Here is a 15,297-nt window from a genome sequence, read left to right on the forward strand (position 1 = left end):
CATGCCGGCGCCGGCCCGGGCCATTCGTTGCGGCCTGCGCAGGCATGGGGGACGGGCTGCGCCCGGGCCCCCAGGCCCGCGCCCGCATGCCTTCCGCCCGAGGACGAGGATCGTCGCCCATGGCCGCCCCGATCGTGCTGTTCGACGCCGCGACGGACGAGAGTTTCGACGAGGCGGCCTATCTGCGCGCCAATGCCGATGTGCAGCAGGCGGTCGCGCGCGGCGACTTCGATTCGGGGCGACAGCATTTCGAGGCCTTCGGCCGCCACGAGGGCCGGCGGCAGCGCCACCTGCACGACCTGTCGGCGCTGCGGGCGGCCAAGCTGGACCGGCTGCGGCCGCATCTGCGGCTCGACCTGCCGCATGAGACGCGCGACGGGAAATACGATTTCCTCACGTCGGAATTGCGCGCCGAGACGCGGATCGTCGAGACCGAGAATGTCTCGGAGAACGCCTATGACGCGCCGATGCAGCGTCTGGTGGAGAAGCACCGGGACGGGCTGGTGCTGGATTGCGGCGCCGGCCGCCGCCCGGTCTACTACCCGAACGTGGTCAACTACGAGATCGTCGACTACCCGACCACCGACATCCTCGGCGTCGGGGAGGTGCTGCCCTTCCGCGACGACAGCTTCGACGCCATCTTCTCGGTCGCGGTGCTGGAGCATGTGCGCGACCCCTTCCGCTGCGCGGCGGAGATCGCCCGCGTGCTGAAGCCGGGCGGCGACCTGTTCTGCGCCGTGCCCTTCCTGCAGCCGCTGCACGGCTACCCGCACCACTACTTCAATGCGACGCATCAGGGCATCCGCCGGCTGTTCGAGGACCGGCTGGAGGTCCGCGACGTCACCGTCTTCCCCTCCACCCATCCGGTCATCGCGCTGCACTGGATGCTCGGCAGCTACGCCCAGGGGCTGGCCGGCCGCACCCGGGAGGAATTCCTCGCCATGCGGGTGGCGGATTTCCTGCAGCCCTGGGAGGCGATGGTGGAGCAGCCCTTCGCCACCGAGCTGCCGATGGACAAGCAGCTCGAGCTCGCCTGCGCCACGGTGCTGACCGCGACGAAGCGGTAGCGCCGCCGCGGCCTTCGCCGCCCGGGCGGCGATCGCGCGGCGAGCGGGCCGCCCTGGCTCAGGGCGCCTCGGGGTAGAGGCCGCGCAGCCCCGCTTCCGAGGCCGCGCAGCGGCCGCGTTCGGTGATCAGCCCGCTCACCAGCCGCGCCGGCGTCACGTCGAAGGCCGGGTTGGCGGCCGGGCTGCCCTCGGCGGCGACCCGCACCGTCTCGATCCTCCCATCCGCGGTGCGGCCGGTCAGGTCGGTGACCTCGGCCGCGCCGCGCTCCTCGATCGGGATCTCGGCGACGCCGTCGGCGACGCGCCAGTCGATGGTGGAATGCGGCAGCGCCACCCAGAAGGGCACGCCATTGTCGCGCGCCGCCAGCGCCTTCAGGTAGGTGCCGATCTTGTTGGCGACGTCGCCGGTCCGCGTCACGCGGTCGGTGCCGACGATGCAGATATCCACCTGGCCATGCTGCATCAGGTGGCCGCCGGCATTGTCGGCGACGACGGTGTGGCGCACGCCGTGCTTGCCCAGCTCGAAGGCGGTCAGCGCCGCGCCCTGGTTGCGCGGCCGGGTCTCGTCCACCCAGACATGGATGGGGATGCCCGCGTCATGCGCCTGATAGATCGGCGACAGGGCGGTGCCGTAATCCACCGTGGCCAGCCAGCCGGCATTGCAATGGGTCAGGACGTTGACGGCCTCGCCCGGCTTGCGGGCGGCGATCTCCCGCAGCAGCGGCAGGCCGTTCTCGCCGATGCGGCGGCAGGTCTCGGCATCGTCGTCGGCGATGGCCAGCGCCTCGGCATAGGCGGCGGCCACGCGCTCCGCCGCCGGCAGGTTGTGCAGCCGGGCGCGCATCCGCTCCAGCGCCCAGCGCAGGTTGATGGCGGTCGGGCGCGTCTCGCCCAGCATGGCCACCGCCCGGTCCAGGGCGGCGGTGGAGGCATCCGCCCGCAGCGCCAGCGCCACGCCATAGGCGGCGACGGCGCCGATCAGCGGCGCGCCGCGCACCTGCATGGACCGGATGGCATGCGCCACCTGGTCTTCATCGGTGAGGCGGAGGAGGTCGAGCTGCCAGGGCAGCCTGGTCTGGTCCAGGATGCGGACGGACCAGCCATCCGCATCCACCCAGACGCTGCGATAGGGGGTGCCGTCGATCTTCATGGGTCGCCCTTCATGGGGCGTGATGTGCGGCGCCCCGGACGGCAAGGCAAGCGGGCTGTCACCGCGGCGGGTTTTCGCGCCGGGGTTGCCGGTTCCGCTTGCGCGCGCGGCGCCGGCGGGCGATGCCCCGGGCCGCGGCGCGCCGGCCGGCGGAGTCCCGCCCCGGCAGCCCGGTCCAGCAGCAGAGAGAGTCCCCGCATGAAGATCGCGCCGGCGGCCATCCTCGGCCTCGCCCTCCTCGCCGCCGCCTGTTCCGATTCGGCGGAGGATGCCGCCGCCACGGGCAATGCCGCGGCCAATGCCGCCGGCCTGTCCGGGTCCGCCCTGTCCGGCGGCGCCGGCCGCGGCGGCAGCGCCCGCCCCGGCAGCCAGGAGGACCTGGCCCAGACCGCCGGGGACCGGGTGTATTTCGGCACCGACAGCGCCACGGTGGGCGCCGACCAGCGGCCGACCCTGCAGAAGCAGGCGCAATGGCTGCAGCAGTACCGCCAGGTGCAGGTGGCCGTGGAAGGCCATGCCGATGAGCGCGGGACGCGGGAGTACAACCTGGCGCTCGGCCAGCGGCGGGCCAATGCGGCGCGCGACCTGCTGGTCGGCAACGGCGTGGCCGGGCAGCGGATCCAGACCCTCAGCTACGGCAAGGACCGGCCGGAGGCGCTGGGCTCGGACGAGCAGGCCTGGGCGCAGAACCGCCGGGCGGTGACGGCGGTGCGGTAGGGCCGGGCGGCGCGTGGTCGTCACGTAGCCGTCACGATGGCGCGGGGATGCGGGCCTTGCCCCATCCCCCCGGTCGTCCTAAGGCCGCGCCATCCAGAGCCAGCCGGAGAGCCGCATGTCCGCCATCGTCGACATCATCGCCCGCGAGGTCCTCGACAGCCGCGGCAACCCGACCGTGGAGGCGGAGGTGGTGCTGGACAGCGGCGCGGTGGGGCGGGCCATCGTCCCCTCCGGCGCCTCGACCGGTGCGCATGAGGCGGTGGAGCTGCGCGACGGCGACAAGTCCCGCTTCGCCGGCAAGGGCGTGCTGCAGGCGGTGGCGAATGTGGAGGGCGAGATCTTCGACGCCCTCTCCGGCCTCGACCCCACCGATCAGGTGAAGATCGACGGCATCATGCTCGACCTGGACGGCACGCCGAACAAGGCGCGGCTGGGCGCCAATGCCATCCTGGCGGTGTCCCTGGCCGTGGCGAAGGCCGCCGCCGCCGATCTCGGCCAGCCGCTCTACCGCTATGTCGGCGGCGTCTTCGCCCGCACCCTGCCGGTGCCGATGATGAACATCATCAATGGCGGGAAGCATGCGGACAACCCGATCGACATCCAGGAATTCATGGTCATGCCGGTGGCCGCCGGCACCTGCGCCGATGCGGTGCGGATCGGCGCCGAGGTGTTCGGGGCGCTGAAGAAGGCGCTGCACGACGCCCACCACAACACCAATGTCGGCGACGAGGGCGGCTTCGCCCCCAATATCGGCTCGGCCGACGAGGCGCTGGGCTTCATCGCCAAGGCCTGCGAGGCGGCCGGCCACCGGGTGGGGGAGGACATCGTCTTCGCCCTCGACTGCGCCTCCACCGAGTTCTTCCATGGCGGCAAATACGTGATGGAGGGCGAGGGCAAGACGCTCGACCAGGGCGGGATGGTGGACTACCTGGCGGCGCTCTGCGCCAAGTGGCCGATCATCTCCATCGAGGACGGCATGGCCGAGGATGACTGGGAGGGCTGGAAGGCCCTGACCCAGCGCCTGGGCGGCAAGGTCCAGCTGGTGGGCGACGACCTGTTCGTGACGAACACCGAGCGCCTGCGGCGCGGGATCGAGGGCGGCACCGGCAACTCCATCTTGGTCAAGGTCAACCAGATCGGCACCCTGACCGAGACGCTGGAGGCGGTGGAGACCGCGCACCGCGCCGGCTACACTGCGGTGATGAGCCACCGGTCGGGCGAGACCGAGGACGCCACCATCGCCGACCTGGCCGTGGCCACCAATTGCGGGCAGATCAAGACCGGCTCGCTCAGCCGCTCCGACCGTCTCGCCAAGTACAACCAGCTGATCCGGATCGAGCAGGAGCTGGGCCCGGCCGCGCGCTATGCCGGGCGGACCATCCTGAAGCGCTGACGCCGGTGGCGGCGAGGTCCTGCACGGTCGAGGAGGTCGTCCGCGCACTTTACCATGTGGACCTCGACCGGCCGCCGGAGAGCGAGGCGGCGGCGGCCTTCCATGCCGGCCACCATCCAGACCTCGTCAGCCTGATCCGCGCTATCCGCGAGTCGCCGGAGGCAACGGAGCGCCGCCGCCGGCTGGCGGCGGCGAAGCGGATGGCGGCGGAAGCGACGCAGGCGCCCTTCGCGCCCGGCGCGCTGCGCGTGCTGCTCTTCGGCGCCTATGGCAACGGCAACCTCGGCGATGCCGCGCAGGCGCAGGCGGTGGCCGGGCTGCTGCGCGGCGCGGTGCGGCGGCCGCTCGACATCCGGGCCTGTTCCTGGATCGACGACGCGGAGTTTCCCTTCGATGCCGGCCGGATCATGCGGCCGGACACCATCGCCGAGCCCGCGGCGCTGCGCGAATTCGACCTGGTCGTGGTGGGCGGCGGCGGGCTGCTCGCCCCGGTGCATTACCCGCTGGAGGAGGCGGCCTGGGTGAGGGGGATGCCAGCCTGGGGGCCGCCCCATGCGCTGGTCGGGCTGGGCGCGGTGCCGCCCGAACCGGGGGAAGCCGGGCGCGCCGCCCTGCGCCGGGCCCTGTTCGCCGGCGCCGCCTTCGCCTCGCTGCGCGATCCGCCGGGACAGGGCGACCCGTCCGGCGTCGCCTGGATGGCCGATCCGGTGCTCCTCGCCGGGCTGCTGTCCGGCGGCGGTCAGCCGCGGATGCCGGCACCGCGGACGCGGCCCCTGCTGATCGTCAAGCATCCGGTGCATCCGGCGGAGGCGGCGTTCCTCGATGCCGCCGCGGCGGCCGGCGACGGGGTCGACCTCGTGGCGATGGAATGGCGGCTGGAGCAGGAGCTTGCGGCGCGGTTCCCGCGGCTGCGCTTCGTCACGGACATGGCGTGCCTGCGGGGGGCCTGCGCGGCGGCGTCGGTCGTCGTCTCCGCCCGCTACCACGGCTGCATCGCGGCAGTGCTGGAGGGGGTGCCCTGCCTCGGCCTGGGTGCTAGCAAGAATCGCGGCCTGTTCGCGGCGCTGGGCGCGCCGGGGCGCTACCTCGAGCATTGCGGCGACCTGCCCGCCTGGCTGGCGGCACCGCCGCCGCCGCTCGACCCGGCCGCCTTCGCGCCGCTCCGCGCGGCGTCGGAGGCGGCGCTGGCGCGGCTGGCGGCGCTGGTGGAGGGCCTGCCCGCGCGCCAGCGCGCCTGAGGAAGGATGCGCCGGCGCGCCTGAAGGACGATACGCCGGCGCGGCTGCGGGAGGCTGCGCCAGCGCGGCTGAGGCCTGGTGCGCCCGCGCGACCGAGGTGCCTGGCGGCGCCGCGCCGGGACCCGGCGGTGCCGCCGCGCCTGAGTTGCGCTTCGGCATACGATTGCGCTTGCCAATTGCCGCCGCGGCTGATTCTCTGCCGCGGATTTCCTCGAGGATCTGTTGCGTATGTCTGCTGTGCGCGCGGTGAAGCGCCGGGTTCGCGATGCGCTGCTGCCGCTGACCTTCGCGGCGCTGTGCGGCTATTTCGCCTGGCACTCCCAGCACGGCGATTTCGGGCTGGAGGCGCGGGAGCGCAAGCTGGGGGATATCCGGCTGGCCAACGAGGCGCTGGGCCGGGCGGTGGCCGAGCGCGATGCACTGGAGCGCAAGGTGCTGGGCCTGCGCGGCGACGAGATCGACCGCGACCAGCTGGACGAGCGCGCCCGCATGCTGCTGAACCTGGTCGGCAAGGACGAGCTGGTCATCCCCTACGAGCCCGGCCGCCGGTTGTTCCAGTAGCAGGGTCGGGGTGTCCGGAGGCCTTTCGGCCTCTGGCGGAGAAAGCGTGACGGGGCGGGCGCCGGCGTCCGATGAGCCTCCCTCGCATCACAGGGCCGGCGGCGCGTCCGGCGTCCTCTCCCCTACCCATCGCCACCCGCCCCGCCGGCGCGTCAGCCGCGCCACCGCATCCTGCACCGCCCAGAAGCCCCGCAGCGCGAAGCCCGGCATCGGCAGGGGCGGCGTCGGCCAGGGCCAGAAGGGGTTGCCACGGGCATAGCCCCAGATGGCGATTCGGCAGGCCGTGCCGGCGGCGATGCCGCGGCGGTGGATGCCGCTGGTATCGGCGATGACCAGGGTGTTCGGCGCCACGGCCAGCTTGCGCGGCGGCGGGTAGCCCAGCCGTGCAAGCACCGCCTCCTCGACCCGGAGCGACCCCTGGCGGGTCATGGCATCCGGCGCGGTGGCGGCGGTGCGGGAGGCTCGGCGTTCCCAGGCCAGGTGCCGCCGCGTCGGCCGGTGCGAGCCCGGGACATAGGTGAAGCCGGCCGCATCCTCCGCCACCTCGGTCAGGAACAGCCAGGACTTCACCGTGGGGTGGAAGGTGTCGCTGTGCCAGGCGGTCTGCACGTCCGGCGGGGCGTCGCGCACGCCGCTGAAGACGCTCTGCACCAGCAAATGCGGGCGCTGCCGGTGGCTGCCGGCATAGGCATGCAGCCCCAGGTAGCGCGGGCCGAGCAGCGCGGCGCGGGTCGCCGGCAGGTGCCGCAGCGCCCGCCCGTCCAGCGGGATCAGCCGGGTCAGCGTGGCGCCGTCCTGGAATTCCCTGGCCGGGGCACGGCAGGCCAGGATCTCGGCGCGCAGGGCGGCGAATTCGGCAGGCGGCAGGAAGTCCGGGATCGCCAGGTAGCCGTCGCGGTCGAAGGCGGCGCGCTCCGCCACCGGCAGCAGGGCGGCCAGGCGGGCGCGGCGGCGGGCGCCGAGGCGGGCGGCCAGGCGCCGCCGCGCCAGGTGGAGGCCGAGGCGGTTCAGGCGCGAACTGCCCAGCAGCGGATTCGCCTCGAAGGACTTGGCCTGGCCGGCCAGGGCCAGGAGATGGACCGGCGCGAGCAGCCAGCGGGCCCAGCGGCGCATGGCGGTGTCCCTTCCGCGGGCGGCCGGCGCGGCCGCGGCTGCGGTATCGCGATCCGGCGAGCGGCTGTCGAGACGGCCGGATTTTGCGTTCAGGCGCGGGTGGGGATGGTGTTTCTTGCGTCGGGGCGATGCTGGCCGCAACGGTTGCGACGGCATGCCGGCGGACTGGAATTTGGACGTTAACCGAATCATGGTTAAGCGACGTATTGCATTGCAACATCGGACTTTTTTCATGCGGCCGTCGCTTGCCGCGGCGTTTCCTGCCGCGTAGATCACGGCGACCGGAGACGATAAGGGAGCCAAGGCATGGCCCAGGCGACGGAGACCGCGGCCAAGCGCAAGCCGCGGGCGGGGGCGGCGCAGCCGCTGGGGCGCGACCAGCTTCAGCAGGCCTACCGGGACATGCTGCTGATCCGCCGATTCGAGGAGAAGGCCGGCCAGCTCTATGGCATGGGCCTCATCGGCGGCTTCTGCCACCTCTATATCGGCCAGGAAGCGGTCGTCGTCGGCATGCAGATGTGCCTCGAGCCCGGCGACCAGGTCATCACCTCCTACCGCGACCATGGGCACATGCTGGCCACCGGCATGGAGGCGCGCGGCGTCATGGCGGAGCTGACCGGGCGGATCGGCGGCTACTCCAAGGGCAAGGGCGGCTCCATGCACATGTTCAGCCGGGAGAAGGGCTTCTTCGGCGGGCATGGCATCGTCGGCGCCCAGGTCTCGCTCGGCGCCGGCCTCGCCTTCTCGAACTGGTACCGCGAGAGCCGGAATGTCTGCCTGACCTATTTCGGCGAGGGCGCGTCGAACCAGGGCCAGGTGTTCGAGAGCTTCAACCTGGCGGCGCTGATGAAGCTGCCCTGCATCTTCATCATCGAGAACAACAAGTACGGCATGGGCACCAGCGTCGAGCGGGCCAGCGCGTCGCGCGACCTGTCGAAGAACGGCAGCCCCTGGGGCATCCCGGGGGAGCAGGTGAACGGCATGGACGTCGCCGCGGTGAAGGAGGCGGGGGAGCGCGCCGCCGCCCACTGCCGCGCCGGCAACGGCCCCTACCTGCTGGAGATGAAGACCTACCGCTACCGCGGTCACAGCATGTCCGACCCGGCGAAGTACCGCACGCGGGAGGAGGTGCAGAAGATGCGCGAGCAGTCGGACCCGATCGAGACCGCGCGCCAGGCGCTGCTGGACCAGGGCGCGACCGAGGCGGACCTGAAGAAGATCGACGACGAGGTGAAGGCGATCGTCCAGGACGCCGCCGATTTCAGCCAGCAATCGCCCGAGCCGCCGGAGAGCGAGCTATGGACCGACATCCTGCTTGAGGAGGCCCGCTGAGATGGGCGTGCAGATCCTGATGCCGGCCCTGTCGCCGACCATGACCGAGGGCAAGCTCTCCCGCTGGCTGAAGAAGGAGGGCGACGAGGTGAAGTCCGGCGACGTGATCGCCGAGATCGAGACCGACAAGGCCACCATGGAGGTGGAGGCCGTGGACGAGGGCAAGCTGACCCGGATCCTGGTGCCCGAGGGCACCGAGGGCGTCTCGGTCAACTCCCCCATCGCCGAGCTGGATGGCGGCGGCGAGGCCGCGTCGAAGGGCGCGGCGCCGGGCGCCGACACGGCCATGCCGCAGCAGCCGGCGCCGCCCGCCGCGGCGCATGGCGAGGTCGGGCAGGTGGCGAAGCAGGCCGAGGATGCCGGCGCGGTGGCGCAGCGCGGCGCCGCGCGCGGCGAGGGCGCGGCCAAGGCCGGCGAGGCGGCGGCGGCGCCCGAGAAGGACTGGGGCCCGACCAAGTCCATGACGGTGCGGGAGGCGCTGCGCGACGCCATGGCGGCGGAGATGCGGCGCGACAAGGATGTCTTCCTGATGGGCGAGGAGGTCGCCCAGTACCAGGGCGCCTACAAGATCAGCCAGGGCCTGCTGGACGAGTTCGGCCCGCGCCGGGTCATCGACACCCCGATTACCGAGCACGGCTTCACGGGCATGGCGGTCGGTGCCGCCATGAATGGGCTCAGGCCCATCGTGGAGTTCATGACCTTCAACTTCTCCATGCAGGCGATCGACCAGATCATCAACTCGGCCGCCAAGACGCTGTACATGTCGGGCGGGCAGCTCGGCTGCCCGATCGTCTTCCGCGGCCCGAACGGCGCCGCGGCGCGCGTCGCGGCGCAGCACAGCCAGTGCTACGCCTCCTGGTATGCGCATGTGCCGGGGCTGAAGGTGGTGGCGCCCTGGTCGGCGGCGGATGCCAAGGGCCTGCTGCGCGCCGCCATCCGCGACCCGAACCCGGTGATCGTGCTGGAGAACGAGATCCTCTACGGCCACAGCTTCGAGGTGCCGACGGATGAGGACTTCATCCTGCCGATCGGCAAGGCGAAGGTGGAGCGGCCGGGCAGGGACGTGACCATCGTCGCCTATTCCATCGCGGTGACCTGGGCGATGCAGGCGGCCGAGGCGCTGGCGAAGGAAGGGATCGAGGCGGAGGTGATCAACCTGCGCAGCATCCGCCCGCTGGATGCCGAGACCATCGCCGCATCGGTGAGGAAGACCAACCGGCTGGTGACGGTGGAGGAAGGCTGGCCCTACGCCAATATCGGCACCGAGGTGGCGATGCAGGTGATCGAGGCGGCCTTCGACTGGCTGGACGCGCCGCCGGTGCGGGTCTGCGGCAAGGACGTGCCGATGCCCTATGCCGCCAATCTCGAGAAGCTGGCGCTGCCGACCCAGCCCGAGATCATCGCGGCGGTCAAGCGCGCGACCTACAAGTAAGGGGCGGGAACGATGGCGACCAACATCCTGATGCCCGCCCTGTCGCCCACCATGACGGAGGGCAACCTGGCGCGCTGGCTGAAGAAGGAAGGCGACCAGGTCAAGGCCGGCGACATCATTGCCGAGATCGAGACCGACAAGGCGACGATGGAAGTCGAAGCCGTCGACGAAGGCATATTGGGAAAGATCCTGGTGGCAGACGGCACCCAGGGCGTGAAGGTGAACGACCCGATCGCCGTGCTGGTCGAGCCGGGCGAGAGCGCCGATGCGGCGCCGGCGCCCAAGTCGGCCGGCGGTGGCGGTGCCGCGCAGTCGGCCAGCCCGAGCGAGGCGGCGGCGCTGGAGGCGACGAAGGACGGCAAGGTGGCGGGTGCCGCGGAGCAGCCGGTGGCGATGCCGCAGCCGCAATCCGGCGGCGGCACCGCCCCCGCGCCGAAGTCGAACGGCCATGATGCGGGCGGGGAGCGGGTCTTCGCCTCGCCGCTCGCGCGCCGCATGGCGCAGCAGGCCGGGCTGGACCTGAACGCGCTGCAGGGCAGCGGCCCCGGCGGGCGGATCGTCAAGGCGGATATCGAGGCGGCGCTTTCGAAGGGCCCCGCCGCGAAGCCGCAGGCACCGGCCCCGCAGGCTGCCGCCCCGGCGCCGCAGCCCGCCGCCGCGCCCGCGCCCAAGCCCGCCGCCCCGGTGGTCACGGCGCCGCACACGCCGGTGCCGAACAGCAGCATGCGGAAGGTCATTGCCCGGCGCCTCTCGGAGTCGAAGCAGACCGTCCCGCATTTCTACGTCTCGATGGATTTCGAGATCGACGCGCTGCTGAAGCTGCGCGCCGACCTGAATGCCAAGTCGGCCAAGGACGGGCCGGGGGCCTTCAAGCTCTCGGTCAACGACATGGTCATCAAGGCGGTGGCGGCCACCTTGCGGCGCTATCCGAACGTCAACGCCATCTGGACCGACGACGCGATCCTGCAGCTGCATGACGTGGACATCTCCATCGCCGTCTCGACGCCGGCGGGCCTGATCACCCCGATCATCCGCCGCGCCGACCAGAAGGGCCTGTCCACCATCAGCAACGAGATGAAGGAGCTGGCCGGGCGGGCCAAGGCGAACAAGCTGAAGCCCGAGGAATTCCAGGGCGGCGGCTTCTCCATCTCCAACATGGGGATGTATGGCGTGAAGGAGTTCAGCGCCATCATCAACCCGCCGCAGGCCGGCATCCTGGCGGTGGCCGCCGGGGAGCAGCGGCCGGTGGTGAAGGGCGGGCAGCTCGCCGTCGCCACGGTGATGACCTGCACGCTGTCGGTGGACCACCGCGTCATCGACGGCGCGCTGGCCGCCGAGTTCATGCAGGCGCTGAAGGGCGTGATCGAGGATCCGCTGAGCCTGATGCTGTGATCGACCATGTCTCGATCACGGTGCCCGACCTCGCCCCCGCCGCGCGCTTTTACGACGCGGTGATGGCGACGCTCGGCGTGCCGGCGGTCGGGCGGGACGACACCTGGCTGGGCTACGGGCTGCGGGCCGATGCGGCGCAGCCTGGGCGCAGCTACCTCTCGGTGCGGCAGGGCGAAGCGCCCGGGGACGCGGCCGGGCGGCACTGGTGCTTCAAGGCGCCGGACCGCGCGGCGGTGGACGGGTTCTGGCGGGCGGGGCTGGCGGCCGGCGGGGCGGATGACGGCCCGCCGGGTTTGCGGCCGCACTACCACCCGCATTACTACGCCGCCTTCCTGCGCGACCCCGCCGGCAACCGGATCGAGGCGGTGTGCCACGAGGCCGCGGCATGAGCCTGCGGCTGCGGGACGCGACGCCCGACGACCTGGGGCTGGTCCTCCATTTCGTCCGCGCCCTGGCGGACTACGAGAAGCTGCTGCACGAGGTGCTGGCGACGGAGGAGGATTTCCGCAGCCTCCTCTTCGGCACCCCGGCGCGGGCCGAGGCGCTGATCGCGGAGTGGGACGGGGCGCCGGTCGGCTTCGCGCTCTGGTACCACAGCGTCTCCACCTTCGACGGCCGGGCCAAGCTCTATGTCGAGGATGTCTTCGTGAACCCGGACCAGCGCGGGCGGGGGATCGGCCGTGCCATCTTCGCGGACCTGGCCCGCCGCGCCGTCGCGCAGGGCTGCAGCCGGATGGAGTGGTCCGTGCTGGACTGGAACGCCCCCTCCATCGCCTTCTACCGCTCCATCGGCGCCCTCCCGCGGGAGGGCTGGACCCTGCAACGCCTCGGCGGCGACGCGCTGGCCGCGCTGGCGGCATCGGGAGACCTCAATGGCTGACACCTCCTTCGACCTGGTCGTCCTCGGCGGCGGCCCCGGCGGCTATGTCGCCGCCATCCGCGCGGCCCAGCTGGGCATGAAGGCCGCGGTGGTGGAGCGCGAGCACCTGGGCGGCATCTGCCTGAACTGGGGCTGCATCCCGACCAAGGCGCTGCTGCGCAGCAGCGAGATCAACCACCTGCTGCACACGCTGGATGCCTATGGCTTCGCCGCCGACAACATCCGCTTCGACCTGGCGAAGGTGGTCAAGCGCAGCCGTGCGGTCGCCGGGCAGCTCTCGGGCGGCGTGAAGCACCTGCTGAAGAAGAACAAGGTCGCGGTCTTCGACGGCCATGGCAAGCTGGCCGGCAAGGGCAGGCTCGCGGTCGCCAAGGACGGCAAGCCGGTCGCCGACCTCGCCGCCAAGCACATCATCCTGGCCACCGGCGCGCGCGCCCGGGTGCTGCCGGGGATCGAGCCGGACGGCAAGCTGATCTGGACCTATCGCGAGGCGATGGTGCCTGACACCATGCCGAAGCGGCTCATCGTGATCGGGTCGGGTGCGATCGGCGCCGAATTCGCCAGCTTCTACCTCAACATGGGCGCCGAGGTGACGCTCGTCGAAGTGCTGGACCGCATCCTGCCGGTGGAGGATGCGGAGATCAGCGCCTTCGTCCGCAAGGCGTTCGAGAAGCAGAAGATGAAGATCCTGACCGGGGCCAAGATCCAGGGCCTGCGGAAGGGCGCCAACGAGGTGACGGCGGTCATCGAGGCCAATGGCAAGGTGCAGGAGATCACCGCCGACCGCGTCATCTCGGCGGTGGGGATCGTCGGCAATGTCGAGGATATCGGGCTCGAGGGCACCGGCGTGAAGGTGGACCGCACCCATGTGGAGGTCGACGCGCTGTGCCGCACCGGGGAGCCCGGGGTCTATGCCATCGGCGACCTCACCGGCCCGCCCTGGCTGGCCCACAAGGCGAGCCATGAGGGCGTGCTCTGCGTCGAGGCGATCGCCGGCAAGCATGTGCATGCCATCGACACGAAGAACATTCCCGGCTGCACCTATTGCCGGCCGCAGGTCGCCAGCGTCGGCCTGACCGAGGACGCCGCGAGGAAGGCGGGCCACGAGGTGAAGGTCGGCCGCTTCCCCTTCATCGGCAACGGCAAGGCCATCGCCATGGGCGAGCCGGAGGGGATGATCAAGACGGTCTTCGACGCGAAGACCGGCGAATTGCTCGGCGCACACATGGCCGGCCCGGAGGTCACGGAGATGATCCAGGGCTACACCATCGCCAAGACCATGGAGACGACCGAGACGGAGCTTATGGAGACCGTCTTCCCCCACCCGACCATCTCGGAAGCCATGCATGAGGCCGTGCTTGATGCCTATGGGAGGGTGATCCACATCTAGTGTCCTGCCCGCCCCTCTCACGGCCATTGGTCGGGACGGGGGCGGACAAGCAGGCCGCTGAAAACAAAGGCTGGTGTCCCGGGGCGTAGCCGGCCGGCGGCGGGCTTCGCCCCGGGACACCAGGCCCGAAGGACCAGGCAGTCAGGCATGGCCACGCGCATCGAGATCGACCACCGGCCGGCGGGGGAGGGGGCGCCTGCTTCCCGCCCGGCGGCCCGCCACCCCGAGAAGGCCCACCGGCCCGACAACCCCATCCAGCGCAAGCCCGCCTGGATCCGGGTGAAGGCGCCGACGCACCCGGTCTATCACGAGACCCGGGCGCTGATGCGCGACAACCGGCTGGTCACGGTCTGCGAGGAAGCCGCCTGCCCGAATATCGGCGAATGCTGGTCGCAGCGGCACGCCACCATGATGATCATGGGCGACACCTGCACCCGCGCCTGCAGCTTCTGCAACGTCGCCACCGGCCTGCCCAAGGCGCTCGACGCCGATGAGCCGCGGCGGGTGGCCGACGCGGTGGCGACGCTCGGCCTGCGGCATGTCGTCGTCACCAGCGTGGACCGGGACGACCTGGCGGATGGCGGCGCGGAGCATTTCGCCCGGACCATCCGCGCCATCCGCGCCGCGGCGCCGGAGACGACGATCGAGGTCCTGACCCCCGACTTCCTCCGCAAGGACGGCGCGCTGGAGGTGGTGGCGGAAGCCCGGCCCGACGTCTTCAACCACAACCTGGAGACGGTGCCGAAGCTCTATCCCGGCATCCGCCCGGGCGCCCGCTACTACCATTCCCTGCGGCTGCTGGACCGGGTGAAGCAGCTGGACCCCACCATCTTCACCAAGTCCGGCCTGATGGTCGGGCTGGGGGAGGCGCGGATCGAGGTGCTGCAGGTGATGGACGACCTGCGCAGCGCCGAGGTGGATTTCCTCACCATCGGCCAGTACCTGCAGCCCAGCGTGAAGCATGCCGCGGTGGACCGCTTCGTGACGCCGGAGGAGTTCGAGGACTATGCCCGCATGGCGCGGTCCAAGGGCTTCCTGCTGGTCTCCGCCACGCCGCTGACGCGCAGCAGCTACCATGCGGACCGCGACTTCGCCGCGCTGCGGCAGGCGCGCGAGGCGAAGCTGGCCGCCGCCTGATGCCCACCCACGCCGAGAAGAAGATCCTCCGCTACTCGCCCGAGCAGCTCTTCGACATGGTCGCCGATGTGCGGCGCTACCCGGAATTCCTGCCCTGGTGCGTCGGCGCCCGCGTCCTGTCCCGCAAGGATGAGGAGCTGATCGCCGACCTGACCATCGGCTTCAAGATGTTCCGGGAGACCTTCCGCAGCCAGGTGCTGCTGGAACGGCCGGACCATGTGCATGTGAAATACCTGAACGGCCCCTTCCGCTACCTGAACAACCACTGGCGCTTCCACCCGCACCCGCACGGGAACGAGATGTGGACGCAGGTGGATTTCTTCGTGGATTTCGAGTTCCGCTCGCGCCTGCTGCAGGCGGTGATCGGCACCGTGTTCAACGAGGCGGTGCGGCTGATGGTCCGCGCCTTCGAACGCCGGGCGACGCAGCTCTATGGCCGGCCCGCCGCCGCGCCGCCGGCCGCCGCGCCCGCGCCGCAGGCCTGACCCCCGCCAG

The 15,297-nt window shown here is 71.5% G+C and carries 15 protein-coding genes; 13 read left to right on the forward strand and 2 right to left on the reverse strand.

The genetic code is table 11. The features are described 5' to 3' along the window. Positions 1–119: 119 nt before the first annotated feature. Entirely contained in the window at positions 120–1,067 is a 948-nt protein-coding gene (locus E2C05_RS12920; protein WP_158292097.1) for a methyltransferase domain-containing protein, read from the forward strand. Between the two features lie 58 nt (positions 1,068–1,125). On the opposite strand, the gene mtnA is transcribed toward E2C05_RS12920, so the two are convergent. Next, entirely contained in the window at positions 1,126–2,217 is a 1,092-nt protein-coding gene (gene mtnA / locus E2C05_RS12925; RefSeq protein WP_133220052.1) for an S-methyl-5-thioribose-1-phosphate isomerase, read from the reverse strand. A 198-nt stretch (positions 2,218–2,415) separates the two neighbouring features. On the opposite strand from mtnA, the gene pal reads away from it, so the two are divergent. The 4 genes from pal to E2C05_RS12945 all read left to right on the forward strand — a co-directional run bounded on the left by pal (position 2,416) and on the right by E2C05_RS12945 (position 6,126). After that, positions 2,416–2,934, forward strand: a complete 519-nt coding sequence (gene pal / locus E2C05_RS12930) for a peptidoglycan-associated lipoprotein Pal (RefSeq protein ID WP_133220053.1) — start codon at positions 2,416–2,418, stop codon at positions 2,932–2,934. Between the two features lie 115 nt (positions 2,935–3,049). Further along, positions 3,050–4,327 carry a phosphopyruvate hydratase gene (eno, locus tag E2C05_RS12935; protein WP_133220054.1) on the forward strand — a complete coding sequence of 426 codons (1,278 nt, stop codon included), beginning with the start codon at positions 3,050–3,052 and terminating at the stop codon, positions 4,325–4,327. Positions 4,328–4,332: 5 nt separating this feature from the next. Next, the gene (locus E2C05_RS12940) at positions 4,333–5,565 is read left to right on the forward strand and encodes a polysaccharide pyruvyl transferase family protein (RefSeq protein WP_133220055.1); all 1,233 of its coding nucleotides are present in this window, start codon (positions 4,333–4,335) and stop codon (positions 5,563–5,565) included. A 228-nt stretch (positions 5,566–5,793) separates the two neighbouring features. Then, a complete protein-coding gene (locus tag E2C05_RS12945; RefSeq protein WP_207191609.1) occupies positions 5,794–6,126 on the forward strand; it encodes an FtsB family cell division protein in 333 nt (110 codons plus the stop codon). Positions 6,127–6,213: 87 nt separating this feature from the next. On the opposite strand, the gene E2C05_RS12950 is transcribed toward E2C05_RS12945, so the two are convergent. Beyond that, the gene (locus E2C05_RS12950) at positions 6,214–7,239 is read right to left on the reverse strand and encodes a phytanoyl-CoA dioxygenase family protein (RefSeq protein ID WP_158292098.1); all 1,026 of its coding nucleotides are present in this window, start codon (positions 7,237–7,239) and stop codon (positions 6,214–6,216) included. Between the two features lie 306 nt (positions 7,240–7,545). On the opposite strand from E2C05_RS12950, the gene pdhA reads away from it, so the two are divergent. From pdhA to E2C05_RS12990, 8 genes are all read left to right on the forward strand, one after another. Beyond that, positions 7,546–8,571 carry a pyruvate dehydrogenase (acetyl-transferring) E1 component subunit alpha gene (gene pdhA, locus E2C05_RS12955; RefSeq protein ID WP_133220057.1) on the forward strand — a complete coding sequence of 342 codons (1,026 nt, stop codon included), beginning with the start codon at positions 7,546–7,548 and terminating at the stop codon, positions 8,569–8,571. A gap of 1 nt (position 8,572) precedes the next feature. After that, the gene (locus E2C05_RS12960; protein ID WP_133220058.1) at positions 8,573–10,003 is read left to right on the forward strand and encodes a pyruvate dehydrogenase complex E1 component subunit beta; all 1,431 of its coding nucleotides are present in this window, start codon (positions 8,573–8,575) and stop codon (positions 10,001–10,003) included. A 12-nt stretch (positions 10,004–10,015) separates the two neighbouring features. Next, positions 10,016–11,395 (forward strand): pyruvate dehydrogenase complex dihydrolipoamide acetyltransferase, encoded by a 1,380-nt coding sequence (locus tag E2C05_RS12965; RefSeq protein ID WP_133220059.1) that lies wholly within the window; start codon positions 10,016–10,018, stop codon positions 11,393–11,395. Further along, the gene (locus E2C05_RS12970) at positions 11,392–11,784 is read left to right on the forward strand and encodes a VOC family protein (RefSeq protein WP_133220060.1); all 393 of its coding nucleotides are present in this window, start codon (positions 11,392–11,394) and stop codon (positions 11,782–11,784) included. The genes E2C05_RS12965 and E2C05_RS12970 overlap by 4 nt, the downstream gene beginning before the upstream one ends. Next, the gene (locus E2C05_RS12975) at positions 11,781–12,275 is read left to right on the forward strand and encodes a GNAT family N-acetyltransferase (RefSeq protein ID WP_133220061.1); all 495 of its coding nucleotides are present in this window, start codon (positions 11,781–11,783) and stop codon (positions 12,273–12,275) included. Before E2C05_RS12970 ends, E2C05_RS12975 begins: the two co-directional genes overlap by 4 nt. Next, positions 12,268–13,665, forward strand: coding sequence for a dihydrolipoyl dehydrogenase (lpdA, locus tag E2C05_RS12980; protein ID WP_133220062.1), 1,398 nt, complete (start codon positions 12,268–12,270; stop codon positions 13,663–13,665). The genes E2C05_RS12975 and lpdA overlap by 8 nt, the downstream gene beginning before the upstream one ends. Positions 13,666–13,812: 147 nt before the next feature. Beyond that, positions 13,813–14,802, forward strand: coding sequence for a lipoyl synthase (gene lipA / locus E2C05_RS12985; protein WP_133220063.1), 990 nt, complete (start codon positions 13,813–13,815; stop codon positions 14,800–14,802). Next, positions 14,802–15,287: a type II toxin-antitoxin system RatA family toxin gene (locus E2C05_RS12990; RefSeq protein WP_133220064.1), complete on the forward strand. Its 486-nt coding sequence runs from the start codon at positions 14,802–14,804 to the stop codon at positions 15,285–15,287. The genes lipA and E2C05_RS12990 overlap by 1 nt, the downstream gene beginning before the upstream one ends. Positions 15,288–15,297 lie beyond the last annotated feature (10 nt).

Source organism: Paracraurococcus ruber, from assembly GCF_004353985.1.
Classification (GTDB): domain Bacteria; phylum Pseudomonadota; class Alphaproteobacteria; order Acetobacterales; family Acetobacteraceae; genus Paracraurococcus; species Paracraurococcus ruber.